The sequence below is a fragment of the Rhizobium sp. Root274 genome (assembly GCF_001429245.1).
Classification (GTDB): domain Bacteria; phylum Pseudomonadota; class Alphaproteobacteria; order Rhizobiales; family Rhizobiaceae; genus Allorhizobium.
The window spans coordinates 370,645-388,879 of record NZ_LMJE01000007.1; the positions used below are offsets into that span (position 1 = coordinate 370,645).

20 protein-coding genes and 1 tRNA gene are annotated in these 18,235 nt (G+C 62.2%); 12 read left to right on the forward strand and 9 right to left on the reverse strand.

What is annotated here, in order from left to right:
- The first annotated feature begins 45 nt into the window (after nt 1–45).
- From ASE36_RS10715 to ASE36_RS23045, 7 genes are all read left to right on the forward strand, one after another.
- Nucleotides 46–936, forward strand: a complete 891-nt coding sequence (locus ASE36_RS10715; protein ID WP_062279105.1) for an ABC transporter permease — start codon at nt 46–48, stop codon at nt 934–936.
- The gene (locus ASE36_RS10720) at nt 933–1,715 is read left to right on the forward strand and encodes an ABC transporter permease (RefSeq protein WP_062279107.1); all 783 of its coding nucleotides are present in this window, start codon (nt 933–935) and stop codon (nt 1,713–1,715) included. The genes ASE36_RS10715 and ASE36_RS10720 overlap by 4 nt, the downstream gene beginning before the upstream one ends.
- A 12-nt stretch (nt 1,716–1,727) precedes the next feature.
- On the forward strand, nt 1,728–2,780 hold the full coding sequence (locus ASE36_RS10725; protein ID WP_062279109.1) for an ABC transporter ATP-binding protein: 1,053 nt from the start codon (nt 1,728–1,730) through the stop codon (nt 2,778–2,780).
- 49 nt (nt 2,781–2,829) lie between these two features.
- Nucleotides 2,830–3,873, forward strand: a complete 1,044-nt coding sequence (locus ASE36_RS10730; RefSeq protein ID WP_062279111.1) for a zinc-dependent alcohol dehydrogenase family protein — start codon at nt 2,830–2,832, stop codon at nt 3,871–3,873.
- Nucleotides 3,874–3,973: 100 nt separating this feature from the next.
- On the forward strand, nt 3,974–5,119 hold the full coding sequence (locus ASE36_RS10735) for an ABC transporter substrate-binding protein (RefSeq protein WP_062279113.1): 1,146 nt from the start codon (nt 3,974–3,976) through the stop codon (nt 5,117–5,119).
- 75 nt (nt 5,120–5,194) lie between these two features.
- A complete protein-coding gene (locus ASE36_RS10740; protein WP_244474721.1) occupies nt 5,195–5,794 on the forward strand; it encodes a hypothetical protein in 600 nt (199 codons plus the stop codon).
- Between the two features lie 18 nt (nt 5,795–5,812).
- Entirely contained in the window at nt 5,813–6,064 is a 252-nt protein-coding gene (locus ASE36_RS23045) for a hypothetical protein (protein WP_244474722.1), read from the forward strand.
- Nucleotides 6,065–6,324: 260 nt separating this feature from the next.
- Here the strand turns inward: ASE36_RS23045 and metH are convergent, their stop codons facing one another.
- On the reverse strand, nt 6,325–10,080 hold the full coding sequence (gene metH, locus ASE36_RS10745) for a methionine synthase (RefSeq protein WP_062279115.1): 3,756 nt from the start codon (nt 10,078–10,080) through the stop codon (nt 6,325–6,327).
- 157 nt (nt 10,081–10,237) lie between these two features.
- Between metH and ASE36_RS10750 the strand changes: the two genes are divergently transcribed.
- The gene (locus ASE36_RS10750; protein WP_062279117.1) at nt 10,238–11,494 is read left to right on the forward strand and encodes an AGE family epimerase/isomerase; all 1,257 of its coding nucleotides are present in this window, start codon (nt 10,238–10,240) and stop codon (nt 11,492–11,494) included.
- A 75-nt stretch (nt 11,495–11,569) separates the two neighbouring features.
- Here the strand turns inward: ASE36_RS10750 and ASE36_RS10755 are convergent, their stop codons facing one another.
- Complete coding sequence (locus ASE36_RS10755) at nt 11,570–12,313, reverse strand: SIMPL domain-containing protein (RefSeq protein ID WP_062279119.1); 744 nt, start codon at nt 12,311–12,313, stop codon at nt 11,570–11,572.
- A 189-nt stretch (nt 12,314–12,502) separates the two neighbouring features.
- Between ASE36_RS10755 and ASE36_RS10760 the strand changes: the two genes are divergently transcribed.
- Nucleotides 12,503–12,578, forward strand: a tRNA-Ile gene (locus ASE36_RS10760).
- 24 nt (nt 12,579–12,602) lie between these two features.
- On the opposite strand, the gene ASE36_RS10765 is transcribed toward ASE36_RS10760, so the two are convergent.
- A complete protein-coding gene (locus ASE36_RS10765; protein WP_200945175.1) occupies nt 12,603–12,965 on the reverse strand; it encodes a hypothetical protein in 363 nt (120 codons plus the stop codon).
- Nucleotides 12,966–13,183: 218 nt separating this feature from the next.
- On the opposite strand from ASE36_RS10765, the gene ASE36_RS10770 reads away from it, so the two are divergent.
- Nucleotides 13,184–13,408, forward strand: coding sequence for a hypothetical protein (locus tag ASE36_RS10770; RefSeq protein ID WP_062279124.1), 225 nt, complete (start codon nt 13,184–13,186; stop codon nt 13,406–13,408).
- Nucleotides 13,409–13,439: 31 nt separating this feature from the next.
- Here the strand turns inward: ASE36_RS10770 and ASE36_RS10775 are convergent, their stop codons facing one another.
- The 4 genes from ASE36_RS10775 to ASE36_RS10795 all read right to left on the reverse strand — a co-directional run bounded on the left by ASE36_RS10775 (nt 13,440) and on the right by ASE36_RS10795 (nt 15,505).
- Nucleotides 13,440–13,775 carry an ATPase inhibitor subunit zeta gene (locus ASE36_RS10775; RefSeq protein WP_244474723.1) on the reverse strand — a complete coding sequence of 112 codons (336 nt, stop codon included), beginning with the start codon at nt 13,773–13,775 and terminating at the stop codon, nt 13,440–13,442.
- A gap of 29 nt (nt 13,776–13,804) precedes the next feature.
- Nucleotides 13,805–14,104, reverse strand: a complete 300-nt coding sequence (locus tag ASE36_RS10780) for a hypothetical protein (RefSeq protein ID WP_062279128.1) — start codon at nt 14,102–14,104, stop codon at nt 13,805–13,807.
- A gap of 439 nt (nt 14,105–14,543) precedes the next feature.
- Complete coding sequence (locus tag ASE36_RS10790) at nt 14,544–14,915, reverse strand: hypothetical protein (protein WP_062281230.1); 372 nt, start codon at nt 14,913–14,915, stop codon at nt 14,544–14,546.
- 173 nt (nt 14,916–15,088) lie between these two features.
- On the reverse strand, nt 15,089–15,505 hold the full coding sequence (locus ASE36_RS10795; RefSeq protein WP_062279134.1) for a secondary thiamine-phosphate synthase enzyme YjbQ: 417 nt from the start codon (nt 15,503–15,505) through the stop codon (nt 15,089–15,091).
- A gap of 148 nt (nt 15,506–15,653) precedes the next feature.
- Here ASE36_RS10795 and ASE36_RS10800 point away from each other — a divergent pair, with 148 nt between their 5' ends.
- Entirely contained in the window at nt 15,654–16,115 is a 462-nt protein-coding gene (locus ASE36_RS10800) for a heme-degrading domain-containing protein (protein WP_062279136.1), read from the forward strand.
- Nucleotides 16,116–16,134: 19 nt separating this feature from the next.
- Here ASE36_RS10800 and ASE36_RS10805 read toward each other — a convergent pair whose 3' ends face one another.
- Together ASE36_RS10805 and ASE36_RS10810 are read right to left on the reverse strand one after the other, a co-directional pair.
- The gene (locus ASE36_RS10805; RefSeq protein ID WP_062279138.1) at nt 16,135–16,515 is read right to left on the reverse strand and encodes a hypothetical protein; all 381 of its coding nucleotides are present in this window, start codon (nt 16,513–16,515) and stop codon (nt 16,135–16,137) included.
- A gap of 89 nt (nt 16,516–16,604) precedes the next feature.
- Complete coding sequence (locus ASE36_RS10810) at nt 16,605–17,531, reverse strand: LysR family transcriptional regulator ArgP (protein ID WP_062279141.1); 927 nt, start codon at nt 17,529–17,531, stop codon at nt 16,605–16,607.
- A gap of 89 nt (nt 17,532–17,620) precedes the next feature.
- Here ASE36_RS10810 and ASE36_RS10815 point away from each other — a divergent pair, with 89 nt between their 5' ends.
- Nucleotides 17,621–18,220, forward strand: coding sequence for a LysE/ArgO family amino acid transporter (locus tag ASE36_RS10815; protein ID WP_062279143.1), 600 nt, complete (start codon nt 17,621–17,623; stop codon nt 18,218–18,220).
- The last annotated feature ends 15 nt before the right edge of the window (nt 18,221–18,235 follow it).

Consider the following 18,235-nt stretch of genomic DNA (forward strand, 5'->3'; position numbering starts at 1 on the left):
GCATTCAATAGGATCCGCGGGACAAGCGGACGAGGGGCAAGAGACATGTCTTTACACGAGGTAAGTGCGGGGGCGTCCGAGCAACAGCGCTTTCGGCTCCCATTGCATTGGCTCGGGGTCGTTCCCTTTGCCGCTTTCACGATCCTGTTCCTCATCATGCCGACGATGAAGATCGTGATCGGTGCCTTTCAGACGCCTGACGGCACATTCACCTTCGACAATATCGGCAGTCTGTTCACCGCATCGATCCTGTCCGCCTACTGGATCTCCATCAAGATCAGCCTCGCTTCAGCCATCCTGGGCTGCCTGATCGGCTTTGCCGTCGCCTCGGCAGTCGTGCTTGGCGGTCTGCCGCAATGGGTGCGCGGACCGCTGCTGACATTTTCGGGCGTCGCCTCCAACTTCGCCGGCGTTCCCCTCGCCTTCGCCTTTCTGGCGACCCTCGGCCCGCTCGGCATTCTCACGATCTTTCTGAAGACCCAGCTTGGCATTGACCTGCGGGCTCTCGGCTTCAACATCCTGTCCTTCTGGGGCCTGACGGTCACCTATCTCTTCTTCCAGATCCCGCTGATGATCCTGATCATCACGCCGGCGCTCGACGGCCTGAAGCGCGAATGGCGCGAAGCCGCCTCGATCCTCGGTGCGACCAACCTGCAATACTGGCGCCTCGTTGCCTTCCCGATCCTGTTGCCCTCGATCCTCGGCACCATCGCGCTTCTCTTCGCCAATGCCTTTGGCGCCGTCGCAACCGCGATTGCGCTCACCGGCTCCTCGCTTAACATCGTCCCGATCCTGCTCTTTGCCCAGATCCGTGGCGACGTGCTCGGCAATCCGCACCTCGGCTATGCGCTTGCCTTCGGCATGATCGTTGTCACCGGCATCGCCAATGCTCTTTATATCTGGCTGCGCGCATGCAGCGAAAGGTGGTTGAAATGAAGCGGCTCTGGGCCTGGGGGGCCCTGATCTTCGGCCTCCTCTACTTCTTCCTGCCGCTCATCGGCATGACCAATTTCTCGCTGAAGATGCGTCGCGGGGAGTACTCCTTCGACGCTTACAGCAAGGTATTCGCCGATTCCCGGTTCCAGGAAACCTTCACATATTCTGTGACCATGGCGCTGATGACCATCATCTTCGGGGTCTTTCTGATCGTGCCGACCGCCTATTGGGTCCGCCTCAAGCTGCCGCGCCTTCGCCCCTACATCGAATTCGTCACGCTCTTGCCGCTGGTCATCCCGGCCATCGTCATCGTCTTCGGCTATATACGGCTCTACAACACCTCGAGCTGGCTGCCGCTGACAGGCTCCGCCTTCGGCACGGATATCCTCCTGATGTTCGGCTATGCGACGCTTGCCCTGCCCTACATGTACCGTGCCGTCGACACCGGCCTTCGCACCATCGATATCGGCACGCTGACGGAAGCCGCGCAAAGCCTCGGCGCCGGCTGGTTCACGATCATTTCGCGCATCATCCTGCCGAATGTGCTGGTCGCCGTGCTCTCCGGGGCCTTCCTGACCTTCGCCATCGTCATCGGCGAATTCACCATGGCCGCCCTTTTGAACAAGCCGGCCTTCGGCCCCTATATGCAGCTGCTCGGCGCCAACCGCGCCTATGAGCCGGCAGCACTCGCCGTCATCGCCTTCGGCATCACCTGGGGCTGCCTCGGTCTGATCCAGCTCGTTTCCCGCCTCCAGAAAACAGCCCCTCGCCAGGCTTGAGGACTTCCTTTCATGACCTTTCTGAAACTCACCCACCTGCAGAAGTCCTTTGGCCCGACCAAGGTCGTGCATGATTTCAACATGGCGATCGACAAGGGCGAATTCATCTCTTTCCTCGGCCCCTCGGGCTGCGGCAAGACCACCGTGCTGCGCATGATCGCTGGCTTCGAGACGCCCTCGGCCGGCACGATCGAAATCGCCGGCAAGGACCAGACCAACCTGAAACCGAACCAGCGCACCATTGGAATGGTCTTCCAGGCCTATGCGCTGTTCCCCAACATGAATGTCGCCGACAACGTCGCCTTCGGCCTGAAGATTGCGGGCATGCCAAAGGCGGACATCGACACGCGCGTCAAGGAAATGCTGGCGCTGATCCATCTGGAGCATCTGGCCGAACGTTACCCCTACCAGCTGTCAGGCGGCCAGCAGCAGCGCGTGGCGCTCGCCCGTGCGCTGGCACCCAAACCCCAGGTCCTGCTGCTCGACGAACCGCTTTCTGCGCTCGACGCCAAGATCCGCGTCTCACTGCGCGAAGAAATCCGCCAGATCCAGCAGAAGCTCGGCATCACCACCGTCTTCGTAACCCATGACCAGGAAGAGGCGCTGTCGATCTCTGACCGCATCGTCGTGATGAATGCCGGCAAGGCCGATCAGATCGGCACGCCTTTCGAAATCTACAACCGCCCCACCACCCGCTTCGTCGCTTCCTTCGTCGGTACGCTGAACGTGCTCGAAGCCGTGGTCGCCGATCAGGGGGCGGGCCTCGTCCGGATTGGAGACAAGACGTTGAAGATCAACGAGCAGATTCCCGCTGCCAACGGCTCCGCCATACAACTGGCCATGCGCCCGGAAGCGGGCTCTCTGGCCGATCCGACCGACGCCACCATCGCCGGCACGGTGACATCGAGCCAGTTCCTCGGCTCGGTTATCCGCACCCGCGTCGATGTCGGCGGCAAGCCGGTCTGCTTCGACACCTTCAACGATCCCGGCAGCGCACCACCCGTTGTCGGCGCAACCGTCGGTGTGAAGATCGATCCCTCGGCATTGATCCTGCTTGCCGAGTAAGGCAAATACCGCTCGACCCTCGACGTAACGACCAAGCGGGAGACGACCCATGCGCGCCATGTATTACGAAGCCTTCGGCGCCATGCCCGAAATCCGCACCCTGCCCGACCCGACGCCAACTCCGGGTGGCGTCGTGATCGCGGTCAAGGCGACCGGCCTCTGCCGCAGCGACTGGCATGGCTGGATGGGTCACGACCCGGATATTCACCTGCCGCATGTGCCCGGTCACGAATTCGCCGGCACGATTGCCGCCGTCGGGCGTGAGGTGAAGCGCTTCAAGGTTGGTGAGCGCGTCACCGTCCCCTTCGTCTCCGGCTGCGGCCATTGTCAGGAATGCCGTTCCGGCAACCAGCAAGTCTGCGAAGAGCAGTTCCAGCCCGGCTTCACCCACTGGGGCTCCTTCGCCGAATACGTCGCGATCGACTATGCCGACCAGAACCTCGTGCATCTGCCCGAAGAAATCGCCTATGAAACGGCCGCCGGCCTCGGCTGCCGCTTTGCCACCTCTTTCCGCGCCGTCGTCGACCAGGGACGACTGAAAGGTGGCGAATGGCTGGCCGTCCATGGCTGCGGCGGTGTCGGCCTTTCCGCCATCATGATCGGCAAGGCCCTCGGCGCCAATGTCGTCGCGATAGACATTGCCGAGGACAAATTGGCTCTGGCGAAAGAACTCGGCGCGAGCACTGTCATCAACAGCCGTGCGGTGCATGACACCGTCGACGCCGTGCGTGACATAACCGGCGGCGGCGCCCATGTCTCGGTCGATGCGCTGGGCCATCCCCAGACCTGCTGTAACTCGATCACCAACCTGCGCCGGCGCGGCCGCCATGTGCAGGTCGGCCTGATGCTCGGTGAGCATTCGACGCCCGCCATTCCCATGGCCCGGGTGATTTCCCAGGAATTGGAGATCTATGGCAGCCACGGCATGCAATCCTGGCGCTACGACGCCATGATGCAGATGATCCTCTCCGGCAGCCTGGATCCGGCCCGCCTGATCGGCAGGCGTCTGACCCTGACGGAGGCAGCGCCCGCCCTCACAGAAATGGACCGCTTTGCCGAAAGCGGCATCAGCATCATCGACCGGATGATCTGACGATCGGCTGGCTGCAATTTTTGCGGTGACGGGAGAGAAATCCCGTTAACGCCTTTGTGGTGAGATGACTCCATTGTGCAGTGTACGGGGTTACAGGACCATGGCGAACAAGCCCGCCGAGATCGATCGACAAGACTTCATGAAGCAATTCATGCGGTTGAAGAAAGGTTCGGTAACGCGTCGCCACTTTCTTTCGGTCACGGGGATTGCGGCAGCGACAGCGTTTTTCGGCGCCGGCTCAACCTCCACTGCCGCAGCCGAGGCGACGGGACTGGGCCGTAAGGTGACGCTCGCCACCTGGCCCAATTACCACGACCCGCAGACCTTCGAGGACTTCACCAACACCTACGGCGTCGAGGTCGCGATCTCCATCATCGGCTCGAACGAGGGGATGATGCAGGCGCTGGAGCTCGGACGCGGTTGGGACATCATCGTCCCGACGCAATATGCCATTGCCCCCTATGTCGAGCGCGGCATGCTGCAGCCGCTCGACCTCGCGCTCATTCCGAACTTCAACCCGGCGACCCATTTGGAGCGCCACCTGTCCCCCTCGATTATCAATGGCGCCAGCTACGCGGTTCCCAAAAATGCCGGAACCACCGGCATGGCCTACAACCGGAGACAGCTTTACCCGATCTCCAGCTGGCGCGGCTTCTTCGACGTGGCGTTGAACGAAGCCTCGGGGCGCACCATTGTTCATGACTACCAGCTGACGGCCATCGGCAATGCGCTGGTTGCGCTCGGCCATGGCTTCAATTCCTGCGATCCCACCGAGCTCGCAGCCGCGGAAGCCCTGCTGATGCAGGTGAAACCACATCTCCATTCGATCGACAGCGATTACCAGCCTGCCATGCGCGCGGGCGAAGCCTGGCTCACCATGTGCTGGAGCAACGACGCCTATCAGATGGCCGAGGAAGGCGATATCGGCTTCAATCTCGGCTCGGACGGCGGTGAAATCTGGACCGACTTCTTCGCCATTCCTGCACAAGCCCAGAACCCTCGCGGCGCCCACGCGCTGATCAACCATTTGATGGATCCGAAAACGGCAGCGCAGGAGCACCTGTGCAACGGCGGCACCATCGTCGATAGCAGGGTCAAGGCCTATCTGCCGGAGGAAATCCTCTCCAACCGCATCACCCAGCCGGACGAGGCAAGTCTGACGCCGCTCGAATTCGGCATTGCCCGGGTGCTGACCGACCCCATGCGCGCCGACATTATGAACCGTTTCCGCAGCGCCGGCGGCTGACGCCCGCGATTTCCCGTGATAGCCAGCAAAAGGCAGCCCGAGCGCGGCTCGCCATGCCCAACCGACGGATGCCCCATGCCCCGCATTTCCATCATCGACACCATCTCCGACCCAGGAAAGCAGGGCCGCGCCAACGAGGATAGGCTCGGCTACAACGCCCATTCCGCTTTCGTGCTGGATGGGGCGACCGGGCTCGGCGACCGGCAGTTCATGGAGGGTTTTGGCTCCGATGCCGCCTGGATCGCCGAATTTGGCACCACGCGCCTCGCCCAGCGCCTGGACGCCACCGCCGACCCGGCGACAGTGCTCCGGCAGATTTCCGAGGAGGCCCGCGAGGTCTTTACGGCGACTGCCGGCGACCAGCCCCGTTACGCCTGGCCGCTCTGCAGCCTGACCGGATTGCAGCTAACGCCAACCGGCTTCCGCTGGTTCGGCCTGGGCGACAGCTGCATGTACATCCTGCACGACAACGGCCAGTCCGACTTCGTCATCCCCATCCCCGGCACCTATGAATGGGAACAGCATCAGGCGGCCAAGCACATCGCACGCGTCGGCGGCATCGGTGCGGCCGGCGTTGCCAATGATGATCCGCAGACGCTGGAAGACCTCCGTCGCGGCCGCGCCCGTCAGAACACGGAAGGCGGCACCACCTGGACCTTCGGCATCGTGCCGTAAGCCGCCGATCACCTCGTGATGGTCGATGTCCCCGTCCATGGCGGCGGCGCCACCGCACTCCTCTGCTCAGACGGCGTGGCCGACCTGGTCGCGCTCTACAAGCTCTACGATCCGGCGACGCTGATCCAGCGGGCAGCGACCGCGGGGCTGAATGCACTGATCACAGAGCTCCGCCATTATGAGCGCGCGCTCGATCCAGACGGCCTGAAATTCCCGCGCTACAAGCAGAGCGACGATGCGACGGCGATCCTGCTCAGGCTGGAGGCCTGAAGGTAATTCGGAATCTGCCTCAATACCTTATCGCCGAATTCGGAATCGGTTTGTGAGGGTCTTCGCTTGAAGGATGAAGCCGACAGCGGGCTCCGCATCCTCCTCGATCGATTGCAGATTTTTCAGAATAGCCCCTCATCCCCCTGCCGGGACCTTCTCCCCGTAAAACGGGGAGAAGGCGCAGAACGCCGGCCGCGCCAGCCTTCTCCCCGCTTGCGGGGAGAAGGTGCCCGAAGGGCGGATGAGGGGCAAATCAATCCTCAAGCTTCCGCCTTCGGCACATAATTCAACACCGGCCCCAGCCAACGCTCAACCTCACGCACTTCCATGCCCTTCCGCGCAGCATAATCCTCGACCTGATCACGCTCGACCTTGGCCACACCGAAGTAATAGCTGTCGGGATGGCTGATATAGAGACCGGAGACGGACGATCCCGGCCACATGGCATAGCTCTCCGTTAGCGTGACACCCGTTGCCTTGGTGGCATCCAGAAGCGAGAACAGTGTCACCTTTTCCGTATGGTCCGGCTGCGCTGGATAGCCCGGCGCGGGGCGGATGCCGCCGTAGTTCTCCGAGATCAGCTCTTCGGGCGTAAAAGCCTCGTCAGGCGCATAACCCCAGAATTCGCGGCGGACACGTTCATGCATCCTTTCCGCAAAAGCCTCGGCAAACCGGTCGGCCAGCGCCTTGACCAGGATCGATGAATAGTCGTCATTCGCCCGCTCGAAACGCTCGGCAATCGCCACCTCTTCAATGCCAGCGGTCACCACGAAGCCGCCGACGTAATCCGGAACGCCGCTCTCCAGTGGTGCGACAAAATCGCTGAGTGCGACATTCGTCCGGCCCTCGCGCTTGGCGATCTGCTGGCGCAGCGTGAAGAAGGTTGCGAGTTCTTCGCGGCGGCTATCATCATTGAACAGCCGGATATCATCGCCGACAGCATTGGCCGGCCAGAAGCCGATGACGGCGCGCGGTCGGAACCAGTTTTCCGCAATGATCTTCTTGAGCATCGCCTGCGCATCGGCAAACAGCTGCCGCGCCGCCTCGCCCTGCTTCTCGTCCTCCAGGATCGCCGGATAGCGCCCCTTCAGTTCCCAGGTTTGGAAGAACGGCGTCCAGTCGATATAACGGGCGAGTTCGGCGAGATCATAGGTCTCGAATACCTTCGTGCCGGTAAAGCTGGGCTTCGTCGGCTTGTAAGCGCTCCAGTCGAGCTTCACGGCATTCTCCCGGGCCGAAGCCAGCGACTGGCGCTGCTTTTCAGCCTCCGCCCGCGCATGGGCGTCTGCCACCTTGGCATATTCGCTGCGGATGCCGTCCACATAGGTCTCGTTGCCATCTTCGGCGAGGAGTGCAGACACCACGCCGACGGCTCGGCTGGCATCGGTGACATAAACCGCCTGCCCCGCCGAATACTGCGGATGGATCTTCACCGCAGTATGCACCCGGCTTGTCGTCGCGCCGCCAATCAAGAGCGGCACGGAAAAACCCTGTCGCTGCATTTCGGACGCCACGTGCACCATTTCGTCCAGCGACGGCGTGATCAGGCCGGACAACCCAATGACATCAACATTCTCCGCCTTCGCCACTTCGAGGATCTTCGTCGCCGGCACCATGACGCCGAGGTCGATAATCTCGTAATTGTTACAGGCAAGTACGACGCCAACGATGTTCTTGCCGATGTCATGCACGTCGCCCTTGACGGTCGCCATCAACACCTTGCCCGCCGCCTGCCGCTCGCCCGTGCCGCCGTTCAGCCGCTTTTCCTCTTCCATGTAGGGAAGCAGCACGGCCACAGCCTGCTTCATCACACGCGCCGATTTCACCACCTGCGGCAGAAACATCTTGCCGGCACCAAAGAGGTCACCGACGACATTCATGCCCGCCATCAGCGGCCCCTCGATGACATGCAGCGGACGCTCGGCCTTCTGGCGCGCCTCTTCCGTATCAACATCGATGAATTCGGTAATGCCATTAACCAGCGCATGCTCCAGCCGCTTTTCGACCGGCCATTCGCGCCACGTCATGTCCTGCGTACGGGCCTTGGCCTCACCCGTGCCGCGATAGCGCTCGGCGATCTCCAGCAACCGCTCGGTCCCGTCGCGGCGGCGATTCAGCACCACGTCTTCACAGGCCTCGCGCAGATCCTTGTCAATGCTCTCATAGACCGCGAGCTGGCCAGCATTGACGATGCCCATGTCCATGCCCGCCTGGATGGCATGGTAGAGGAAGACCGCGTGCATGGCTTCCCGCACCGGCTCGTTGCCGCGGAAGGAGAAGGAGAGGTTCGACACCCCGCCCGAAATATGCACCAGCGGCATTTCCTGCCGGATCGTCCGCGTCGCCTCGATGAAGTCGACGCCGTAATTGTCGTGTTCCTCAATGCCGGTCGCGACCGCAAAGACGTTGGGGTCGAAGATGATGTCCTCGGGCGCAAAGCCCGCCTCTTCCGTCAGGATGCGGTAGGCGCGGCGGCATATCTCCACCTTGCGCTGATAAGTGTCGGCCTGCCCCTTCTCGTCAAAGGCCATGACGACGACGGCAGCCCCGTAATTGCGGATGAGCTTGGCCTGGGCGACAAAGTTCTCCTCGCCCTCCTTGAGCGAAATGGAGTTCACCACCGCCTTGCCCTGCACGCATTTGAGGCCGGCTTCGATGATCGGAAACTTGGAGCTATCGATCATCACCGGCACCCGGGCGATATCAGGCTCGGCCGCGATCAGGTTGAGGAACTCGACCATCGCCTTTTCGGAATCGATCAGGCCCTCGTCCATGTTGATGTCGATGATCTGCGCACCGTTCTCCACCTGGTCGCGCGCCACGACCAAAGCTGCGGAATAATCGCCGGCGGTGATCAGCTTGCGGAATTTGGCCGAGCCCGTGACATTGGTCCGCTCACCGACATTGACGAAGGGAATGTCCTTGGTGAGTTCGAAGGGCTCCAGACCCGAGAGCGACATGAATGGCCGATGCTCGGCGGGCTGACGCGGCGCCCTGCCCTTCACGGCCTCGGCAATGGCAGCGATATGCGCGGGCGTAGAGCCACAGCAGCCGCCGACCACATTGACGATGCCCTCTTCTGCAAAGCCTGCAACAAGTTCGGCCATCTCTTCCGGGCTCTGGTCGTAACGACCAAATTCATTAGGCAGGCCGGCATTCGGATAGGCGGAGATGAAGGTATCGGCAACGCCCGACAATTCCTGCAGATGCGGCCGCATTGCGTCTGCTCCGAGCGCGCAGTTCAAACCGACAGCAAAGGGCTTGGCATGGCGCACGGAATTCCAGAAGGCCGTCGGCGTCTGACCGGACAGCGTGCGGCCGGAAAGGTCGGTGATCGTGCCCGAGATCATCACAGGGAGGCGAATGCCTTTGGCCAGAAAACGCTCCTCGCAGGCAAAAATCGCCGCCTTGGCATTCAGCGTATCGAAGATAGTCTCGATCAGGATGATGTCGGCGCCGCCATCGATCAGCCCGTCGATCTGCTCGCCATAGGCAAGACGCAGATCGTCGAAGGAGACGGCGCGGTAACCGGGATTGTTGACATCAGGCGAGATCGACGCCGTGCGGTTCGTCGGCCCGATCGCGCCGGCGACGAAACGGCGCTTGCCGTCCTCGCGCTCGGCCCGCCACGCCGCCCGGCGCACGAGTTCGGCGCCATGGCGGTTGAGGTCATAGACCGCCCCTTCCATCTCGTAATCCGCCTGGGCAATCCGGGTCGAAGAGAAGGTATTGGTTTCGAGAATATCGGCACCCGCCATCGCATAGCGGAAATGGATATCCTCAATGGCGTTGGGCTGGGTGAGGATCAGAAGGTCGTTATTGCCCTGCTGGTGGCAGGCGCAGCCGAGAAAGCGCTGGCCGCGGAAATCCTCTTCGGTGAGGCCGAGCCCCTGAATCTCTGTCCCCATCGCCCCGTCAAGGATCAGGATACGTTCGCGGGCTGCCTGTTGCAGCGCTTTCAGGATCTCCGCGCCGTCACGGTTTGCGCCCTCGCGGCCGAACAGTTGATCGAGCATCTGCGAACTCTCCTATTGCGCATGCGATATCCGCCAATCACATAAAGATATCTTTATGTCAACATGCGATCCATCTGTGCGTCACCGTAGACACCCGGTGGCAGCGAGGAGGCCAATCCGCTATAGAAGCTGCAACGATGCAGTCAGGGAGGAAGAAATGTCGGAAAATCAAACGCAGCCAACGGCCTCGAGTCCCTGGAGCACCCGCCCCTACCACCGCAAATGGCTGCTCGCCCAGGTCGACGGCCTGTTCGATTTCTTCCAGGGCCCGGCGATTAACCCGAAGGGCGGCTTCTACGACCTGTCGCGCGACGGCAAGCCGCTATCAACAGACAATCCCGCCCGCGGCATTCATGCCAGCGCCCGCATGGTGCATTGCTACGCCATCGGCCATCTTCTGGGCCGTCCGGGCTCCGCCGATATCGTCGACCACGGCATGCATTACCTCTGGGAGCGGCATCGCGATGAAAAGAACGGCGGCTATTTCTGGCAGGCGAATGACACCGACGCCGCAGACGATTCGAAACAGGGTTACGGCCACGCCTTCGTCCTGCTGGCAGCCTCCTCGGCCAAATGCATCAACCATCCCCTGGCAGACGCCATGCTGGCCGATATCACCCAGGTGATCGAGGAGAAATTCTGGGAAGAGGAACACGGCGCCATTGCGGAAGAGTTCTCAGCCGACTGGCAGCCGGTCCCCGGCTATCGCGGCCAGAATTCCAACATGCACTTGACCGAAAGCTTAATGGCCGCTTTTGAGGCCACCGGCGAGCGCCATTATCTGATCAAGGCTGAGCGTATCGCCGACCTGATCATCAACCGCCGCGCCCGCGAAGAAGCCTTCCGCGTCGCCGAGCATTTCGATGAGAACTGGGTGGTCGACCGCAACTACTACCATCCGAACGAGATGTTCCGCCCCGCCGGCACCACGCCCGGCCACTGGCTGGAATGGGCGCGCCTCATCCTGCAGCTCTGGGTGCTCGGTGGCAAACAACAAGACTGGATGCCGGAAGCCGCTCGCGGCCTCTTCTTCCAGTCCATGGCCCTCGGCTGGGACAAGGACAAGGGCGGCTTCTTCTACACGCTCGATTGGGCAAACGCCCCCGACAAGCGCGCCAAACTCTGGTGGCCGCTCTGCGAAGGCGCTGCCGCCGCACACTTCCTCAACCAGCACCAGGAAAGCGATTTCCACGAAGAGAGCTACCGCAAGATCTGGAACTACATCGCAAACAACAATCTCGACCGGGAGCACGGTGGCTGGTTCGAGGAACTGACCGAAGACGGCAAGCCCTCCAACAGCCTCTTCCCCGGCAAGGGTGACATCTACCACGCGCTCCAGGCTTGCCTGATCCCTCTCTTCTCGGCAGAGGGCAGCCTGACCAAGATGATCGCAGAGCATCCGCTCGAGGTCTGAACACGACCACGCTCAGCACATGCAAAAGGGCCGGAAAACCGGCCCTTTCATGTTCAACAACAATGCTTCCCGCGACTACTGCTCGATCGCATAGGTAATATTGACGGTGACCGTATAGAGGTTCTCGCCCGAGGCGATCGGAACCGACTCATCAGCCATCTTCGCCATCGGTGCTGCCGCATAGACCTGCGGCATCGGGCGGGCGAAATTCTCCGAAATCTCGACAATCCGACCGAGCTTCACGCCCGCAGCCTCGGTTAGTGTTTTCGCCTTGGCAGCAGCCTTCTCGACCGCCTGTTTCCGCGCAGCCTCGACGGTTGCTTCCGGATCGTCATTGGTAAAGGTGATGCCGCCACCCTGGTTGACGCCGAGCTTCACCGACCGGTCGATGATCGCGCCGAGCTTCGTCAGATCACGAACCCTGACTGTCAAGCCGTTGCTGACGGTGTAGCCGATGATAACCGGAGCCTCGTAGGTCCCGTCAGGCTTGTTCTCCTGCCGATATTTCGGCTGGATCGAAAAGTCAGTGGTCTGCAGATCTTTGTCGGCAATGCCCTGGCCCTTCAGATCGGCCAGCACCTCCGCCATGGCGGCGGAATTGGCCGTGAGCGCTTCGCCGGCCGTATCTGCATCCCGCACCACGGCGAGCGAAATGACCGCCATATCGGGCGCAACCGTCGCCTCGCCTTCGCCCGACACCATGATGGTGGCCTCGCGACGTTCGCTCTCACTGGCAAAAGCCGGCGCAACAAAACCGGCCGAAAATACGGCACCGGACAGCGCCGTTGCAACGAAGAGGCCGCGTGTAAATTTCAGCATGAAATATCCTTTTGTCCCTCGGTGCCGGCGGACGTTCTCGCCTCACCCGACACAATGCCCTTCCGGCTTCTTGATGACGCGGGATTGTGAAGCGATTACGGCAGAGGCTTGTCGCATACCGGAAATTGCGTTAGAGCCCGTGACCGGAGCGGGGTGACCATTACCCGCCCGACGGCACTGCGCCGGGCTGGGCCTGTAGCTCAATGGTTAGAGCCGGCGGCTCATAACCGCTTGGTTGGGGGTTCGAGTCCCTCCGGGCCCACCATTTCTGTCGTCAGCCTTTCGCCTCTCAGGCGTCCACTGTCTCGCGCACGTCATCCAGCAGGAAATACACCACGACGTACTTTGTCGAATAAGCTCTTCCGCTGTCGGATACGCTTTCCACGGTCCCGCCGTCGGCGGGGTGCCACTGGCTGTAATGCGGATTGTTGACGATCAGGGTGATCGCCTTGCCTGTATAAGCGCCCTGCAGCCGATAGCGCGCCTCGGCAAGCGGCCAAATGCGCTCGTAATCGGCCTGACTGATGCGGACCTTCAGAGCCTGGCGGTGGATGGCATCGCTATGCGTGCCGTCCTCCCGCTGGCGTGCGGGGCTCTCGATGGTGACTTCCTCCGCCCCGTCGACAATAAAGCTGAATTCCTCCGGCCACATACGTCTCATCAAATTGCTCCTCCCCGAGCGGTTTCATGGTGACGCAAGGAGTGTAGCGCGTCTGGCCGGGGAAACAACGCATGAATATGTCTTGCGCCTTCAAAGCGGGCGTGCACGCGCGCACGACGCCGCAACTCGCGCCGCTGCTGCGGGCTCAGAGGGAACAACATCGGCGGTCGCCGGTTCGATCTGTTCAACACATTTGAAGGAGATATTCTATGCACAGCGAAACAAACCTGCACCGCCCCATAGACAGCGATGACACCCGCATGGTCGGCCCCGGCGCAACCCTTGCCGACGAAACGACGCGCACGGAAATCCGCCGTCATTATCCGGCGTCGGCCTTTCGCGGGCCGCTCTTCGAGGCGCGCGACAGGATCGCGCTTGCCATGGCCACGGTCATGCTGATCGGCCCGCTTGTCGCCCTGCCGCTCGGTTTTTAAACATTAGCGGCAGAAGACCAAGGCTGAGGGATCACTCGGTGCAGCCGGTGTCCTTCAGCGCCTGGGCGTGAAAGCGACGCAGCGCGCCCGCTATATCGCTCTTGCTCATACCGTGACCTGCAGCCTCCAGATCCTCGAACAGACGTGCAATCACGTCGCCGTCGCCGGCCTCCGCATGGTCTGCCTCGTGCAGGTCGCTGGCATAGCGGCCAAGATCCTCCCCTGACAGCCCGATCAACGATCCGGCCCAATAAGCCGCAAGAAGATTGCGGCGCGCCCGGATGCTGCCAAGCGATTCGTCCTCGTGGTGGCGGCGCGGCGAGCGACCCGTCGAATGCTGACTGGGCATGGAGCTGTGATGGGGCATGAGTGGTGTTCCTCCTCTTGTGATGTGGTTCAGCTGTCGGCCGAGGCAGTGAGATAGGTGGCGATCGAACCGCAGGCCGGGTTGGCCGCGTCTAAAAGTTCGGCCAGGCCGGTCTGGCCGGTGGTGACGGAAATCGTGGTTCCGAGAGCCCACCAGGCATCATTGCCGGCCCGGTCGAGCAAGGCTGAACCGGTCGTCTGCAGGCAATCATTCACCTGCGAGACGACAGCGACCGGCGCTTTCGCCTGCTCAAGACGAAGGGCCACCTCGGCGCCGATCGGATCGACCACGAAAACGGCAAACAGCCAGGAAAAGAAATCGCCGATCATGCCGTCACCTTCGTGTCTGCCTTCGCCTTTCGGTGAGCAAGGAGCGGAAAAAGACGCGGGCCGGGATAACCGCGAGGCGAAAACGTCTCGCCGGGCGACGCGAAGCGTCCGGGGCCGATCAAAAAAGAATCGTGGCGGGGCAAATCTCTGGTCCTTGGGCCGGCATGGATGTCGAAACGGTCCGACATCGCAAGAGCGCCGGCGGCTCTTACCAGAGGGGCCCGGACCAGCGGGTTGAAGCCAAGATGGGCAATGATCTTGGCACCTTCAAGGCACAGAGACGACGATCTGGGAAAAAGCTGTCAATCCAATCTCGAAAACGGGTCAGGCCATGGGAGCTGATCTTGTTCAGCCAGCAATCCCATGGCCCGGGAGGCGCTGCGATCGTACGGCGGACGATCCGACCGGCAGCACCCCCTATCCTCACGCGCCAGGTCCTTTAGCGACCGATCACCGGGCAGCCACGCACATTGGCGAAGACGATCCGGTCGCGGTAACCGTGACGAACGCCTGCAACGACCACCCGACGGGGCGAAACATCGGCGATGAAGGCGCGGCGCAGTCCATTCCAGCGAGCCTTTTCAACGGCCTGATTGGGATGGCACTGACCCCGGCGGTCGGGACGTCCCCAGCCCGGACGATGCCAGTCGGGACGATGACGATCATCATAACGCGGGCCGTCCCAGCCGCGGCCATCGCGCGGACCTTCAATGTAGATGCCCCAGCCGAAATTGTCGGCCGATGCCGTCGAGACGAGGCCGGTCGTCGCCATGATCGAGACCAGGGCTGCCATTCCAAGTTTGCGAAGCATGCCAGTCATTGCGTGTCTCCTCTCAAAGACCTCGGGCGTTTCGCCCGTCTTGTGTGTCGCGCCCGCTCTTGCAAGCGATTGAGAGGAGATTAGCGCGCGGCGGCTGAACGCAGTCCGAAGTCGCCATTCAGCCGCCGTTCAGGTGCTGCGCCAGGCGATCGGAACGACCAGGGTCAGAAGGAAAGGATTATTTCGCGCCGGTGTGGCCGGTCCCTGTGCTCGACCAGATATAGGCCCTGCCAGGTGCCGAGCAGCAGCCGGCCGTCGGCATAGGGAATGCCAAGCGATACCGGTAGCAGGGCGGCCTTGATATGGGCCGGCATATCGTCCGGCCCTTCGTCCCGGTGGATGATATAGCTCATCGAGGGATCATTTGCCGGCGGCACCAGGCGTCGGAAGAAAGCCTGTAGATCAACCTTCACCGACGGATCTGCATTCTCCTGGATCAGCAGCGAACAGGAGGTATGGCGCACGAAGACCGTCAGCACCCCGTCTTCCCCGGCCGCCTGACCGACGAAATCCTCAGCATGTTTGGTGAACTCGTAAAGTCCAGGCCCGCGGGTGTCGATCGTGATGCGTCGCTGTGCCATGTCTCTATCCCTGGCCGACGGCCGTTGCGTAATGCCTTCAAAATCGGGCGGAGAATTGGGAGGCCCCTAGCGGGCGTCCCGGGCAGTCTGTAGTGTCGCGCCCGAACCACTGCAAGACGCCAGTCCCCATGCCAGGAAGGATGCCGCAATGAGCCTGATCGAAACGATCGAAAAGCAGGAAGCCCATCTCGTCTTCAAGACTTTCGATGAACTTGCCGCCCTCGATCTCGGCCAGCGGCTCGTGACACTTGCGCTGTCGCAGAAAGCACCTGTCGTCATCGACATCCGCACGCCGGACCGCACGCTGTTCCATGCCGCCCTGCCCGGCGCCTCGCCGGACAACGACCACTGGGCCCGGCGCAAGAGCAATGTCGCACTGCGTTTCCACAAGGCGTCCCTGCGGGTCGGTGAAACCAACAGGCTTCGCGACCGCGGCGTGACGCCGGACCTGGGGCTCGACCCGCTCGACTATGCCGATCACGGCGGCAGCTTCCCGATCCGTGTCGCTGGCACCGGCGTTGTTGCGGCGGTGACGGTGTCTGGCCTGAAATCGCAGGAGGATCACGACATGATCATCGCCGTGCTCGAAGACATGCTCGGCAAGTATTGAGGCGGAACCCCGTCCAGCTTTAAGGCTGCACGGCACAGAACAGGCTGAGGCGGCTGAACAGATCCGCCTCCCGTTCCAGCACCATGACCGCCGGCAGCGCATAGGGTCCCGCTTCGCCGTCGGCTGCGGTATCCACGCCCCGCCGGTTCTGGCCGTTCAGCGTGCATTCGACCGCCACGCGAAATCCCGATTCGTCCACCATGACCACGCCATCGGTGAGGGTCAGTTCGTGGCGCAGGACATAGGCCGACAGCGTATCGCGAAACGAAGCCTGGCCGACGACCCGGATGCCATCCGGCAGGTCCAGGATCGCGTCCTCGTCGAAACGGGTTATCAGCCCCGGAAAATCGTGGTGGTTCAACGCATCGATGACGGCAAGCGCCTGATCTTTCAAGGACATCGGCCTCTCCTCTTCTCTCGATAAAGATAGGCCTCGAGATCTGCCTGGCAAGAGAGAACGAGGAGACGAGCGGCAGGGTCTGCTTCGGCTCAGAGGACCGGCTTTAAGGCACGTCGCGCCGCCTCCACCACCGCCCGCGTCACTGGCTGCATCAGCCGCTGCACCGAGCGACTGACATGCCAGTAAAGCGGCACGTCGAGCGGGCAATCGGCCTTCAGCACCATCAGCCGTCCATCGGCGAGAGCTGGCGCTGCGAGAGCCTCGGGGTTCATGCCCCAGCCGAGGCCGGCTGCGGCTGCATCGACGAAAGCCTGACTGGAGGGCAGCCAGTGCGAGGGTCCGGCCAGGGACGCACCAAACGCCTGCTCGGCCCAGCGGCTCTGCAGCCGATCCTTGGCGTTGAAAGTCAGCATCGGCGCCCGCTGCAGCCCCGCCGGCGTCACGCCCTCTTCGCCGAACCAGCGCCGGCAGAAGGCTGGGCTCGCGGTCGCCAAATAGCGCAAGGCGCCAAGCGGTCGACAATCGCATCCCTGGACGGGCCGCGAGGCACTGCTGATCGCCGCCCGCACCTCACCGCGTTTCAGCCAATCGGCGCTGTGATCCTGGTCGTCGACAACGAGATCGAATAAGAGGCCCCCCGCGGCTGCCAGGGCCGGCAGGAACCAGGTCGCGAGACTGTCGGCGTTGACCGCAACCCGAACCGCGGGCCAGCCCCGCGCATCCGCACCAGTCCCGCCCGACGCAAGAGCGCCCAGCTCACGACCTATGCCGAGATCGGTGCGCAACTCCTGTTCGAGCAGCCGCAATTCCTCTGCATGACGAAACACGCGCGCTCCAGCCTCGGTTGCCCGACACGGCTGTGCGCGAATGATGAGCGGCGTGCCGACCTGCTCTTCCAGCAGCCGGATGCGCTGGGAGACCGCCGATTGTGTCAGCCCCAGCACACGCGCCGCCCGCTCGAAACTGCCATTGCGCAAGATGGCAGAAAGGGCTGCCAGTTGGGTCGGATCGAACATCGATAGCTCTAATAGGAGATTAGTAGATTGAATTTTTTTAATGATGAAGCGCGCGCTAGTCAAAGGCTGCACCACCGGAGACCATAAAGATGTTCGCTGCCTCGACCGCCGGCTTTCTTCTCGGCCTCAGCCTGATTGTCGCAATCGGCGCGCAGAATGCCTTCATCCTGCGCCAGGGCTTGCGGCGGGAGCATGTCCTGCCTTTGGTGCTGACCTGCGCTGTGTCCGACGCGTTGCTCATCGCGCTCGGCGTCGGTGGCTTCGCCACCGTTTTGGCCAACCTCGTCTGGCTTGAGCCTCTGATGCGCTATGCCGGCGCCGCCTTCCTGCTGGTCTACGCCTTCAGAAGTCTGAAGAGCGCGCTCATCGGTGGCAATGCTCTGACGGCAGCAGCGAACAGCGGAACCAGCCTCAGAGCCGCGCTCCTAACCTGCCTCGCGCTCACCTGGCTGAACCCGCATGTCTATCTCGACACGGTCGTACTGCTAGGTTCCATCTCCACCCGCTATGCCGGATGGGAACCGGCCTTTGCACTCGGCGCGACATCGGCATCCTTCGTCTTCTTCTTCAGCCTCGGTTATGGCGCCCGGCTGCTCGCCCCGCTGTTTGCGAAACCGATAGCCTGGCGCATACTCGACGGGCTGATTGCGGTGGTAATGGCGTTGATCGGTTTCGGTCTGTTGCGCTAAGACTGACGACGCGCG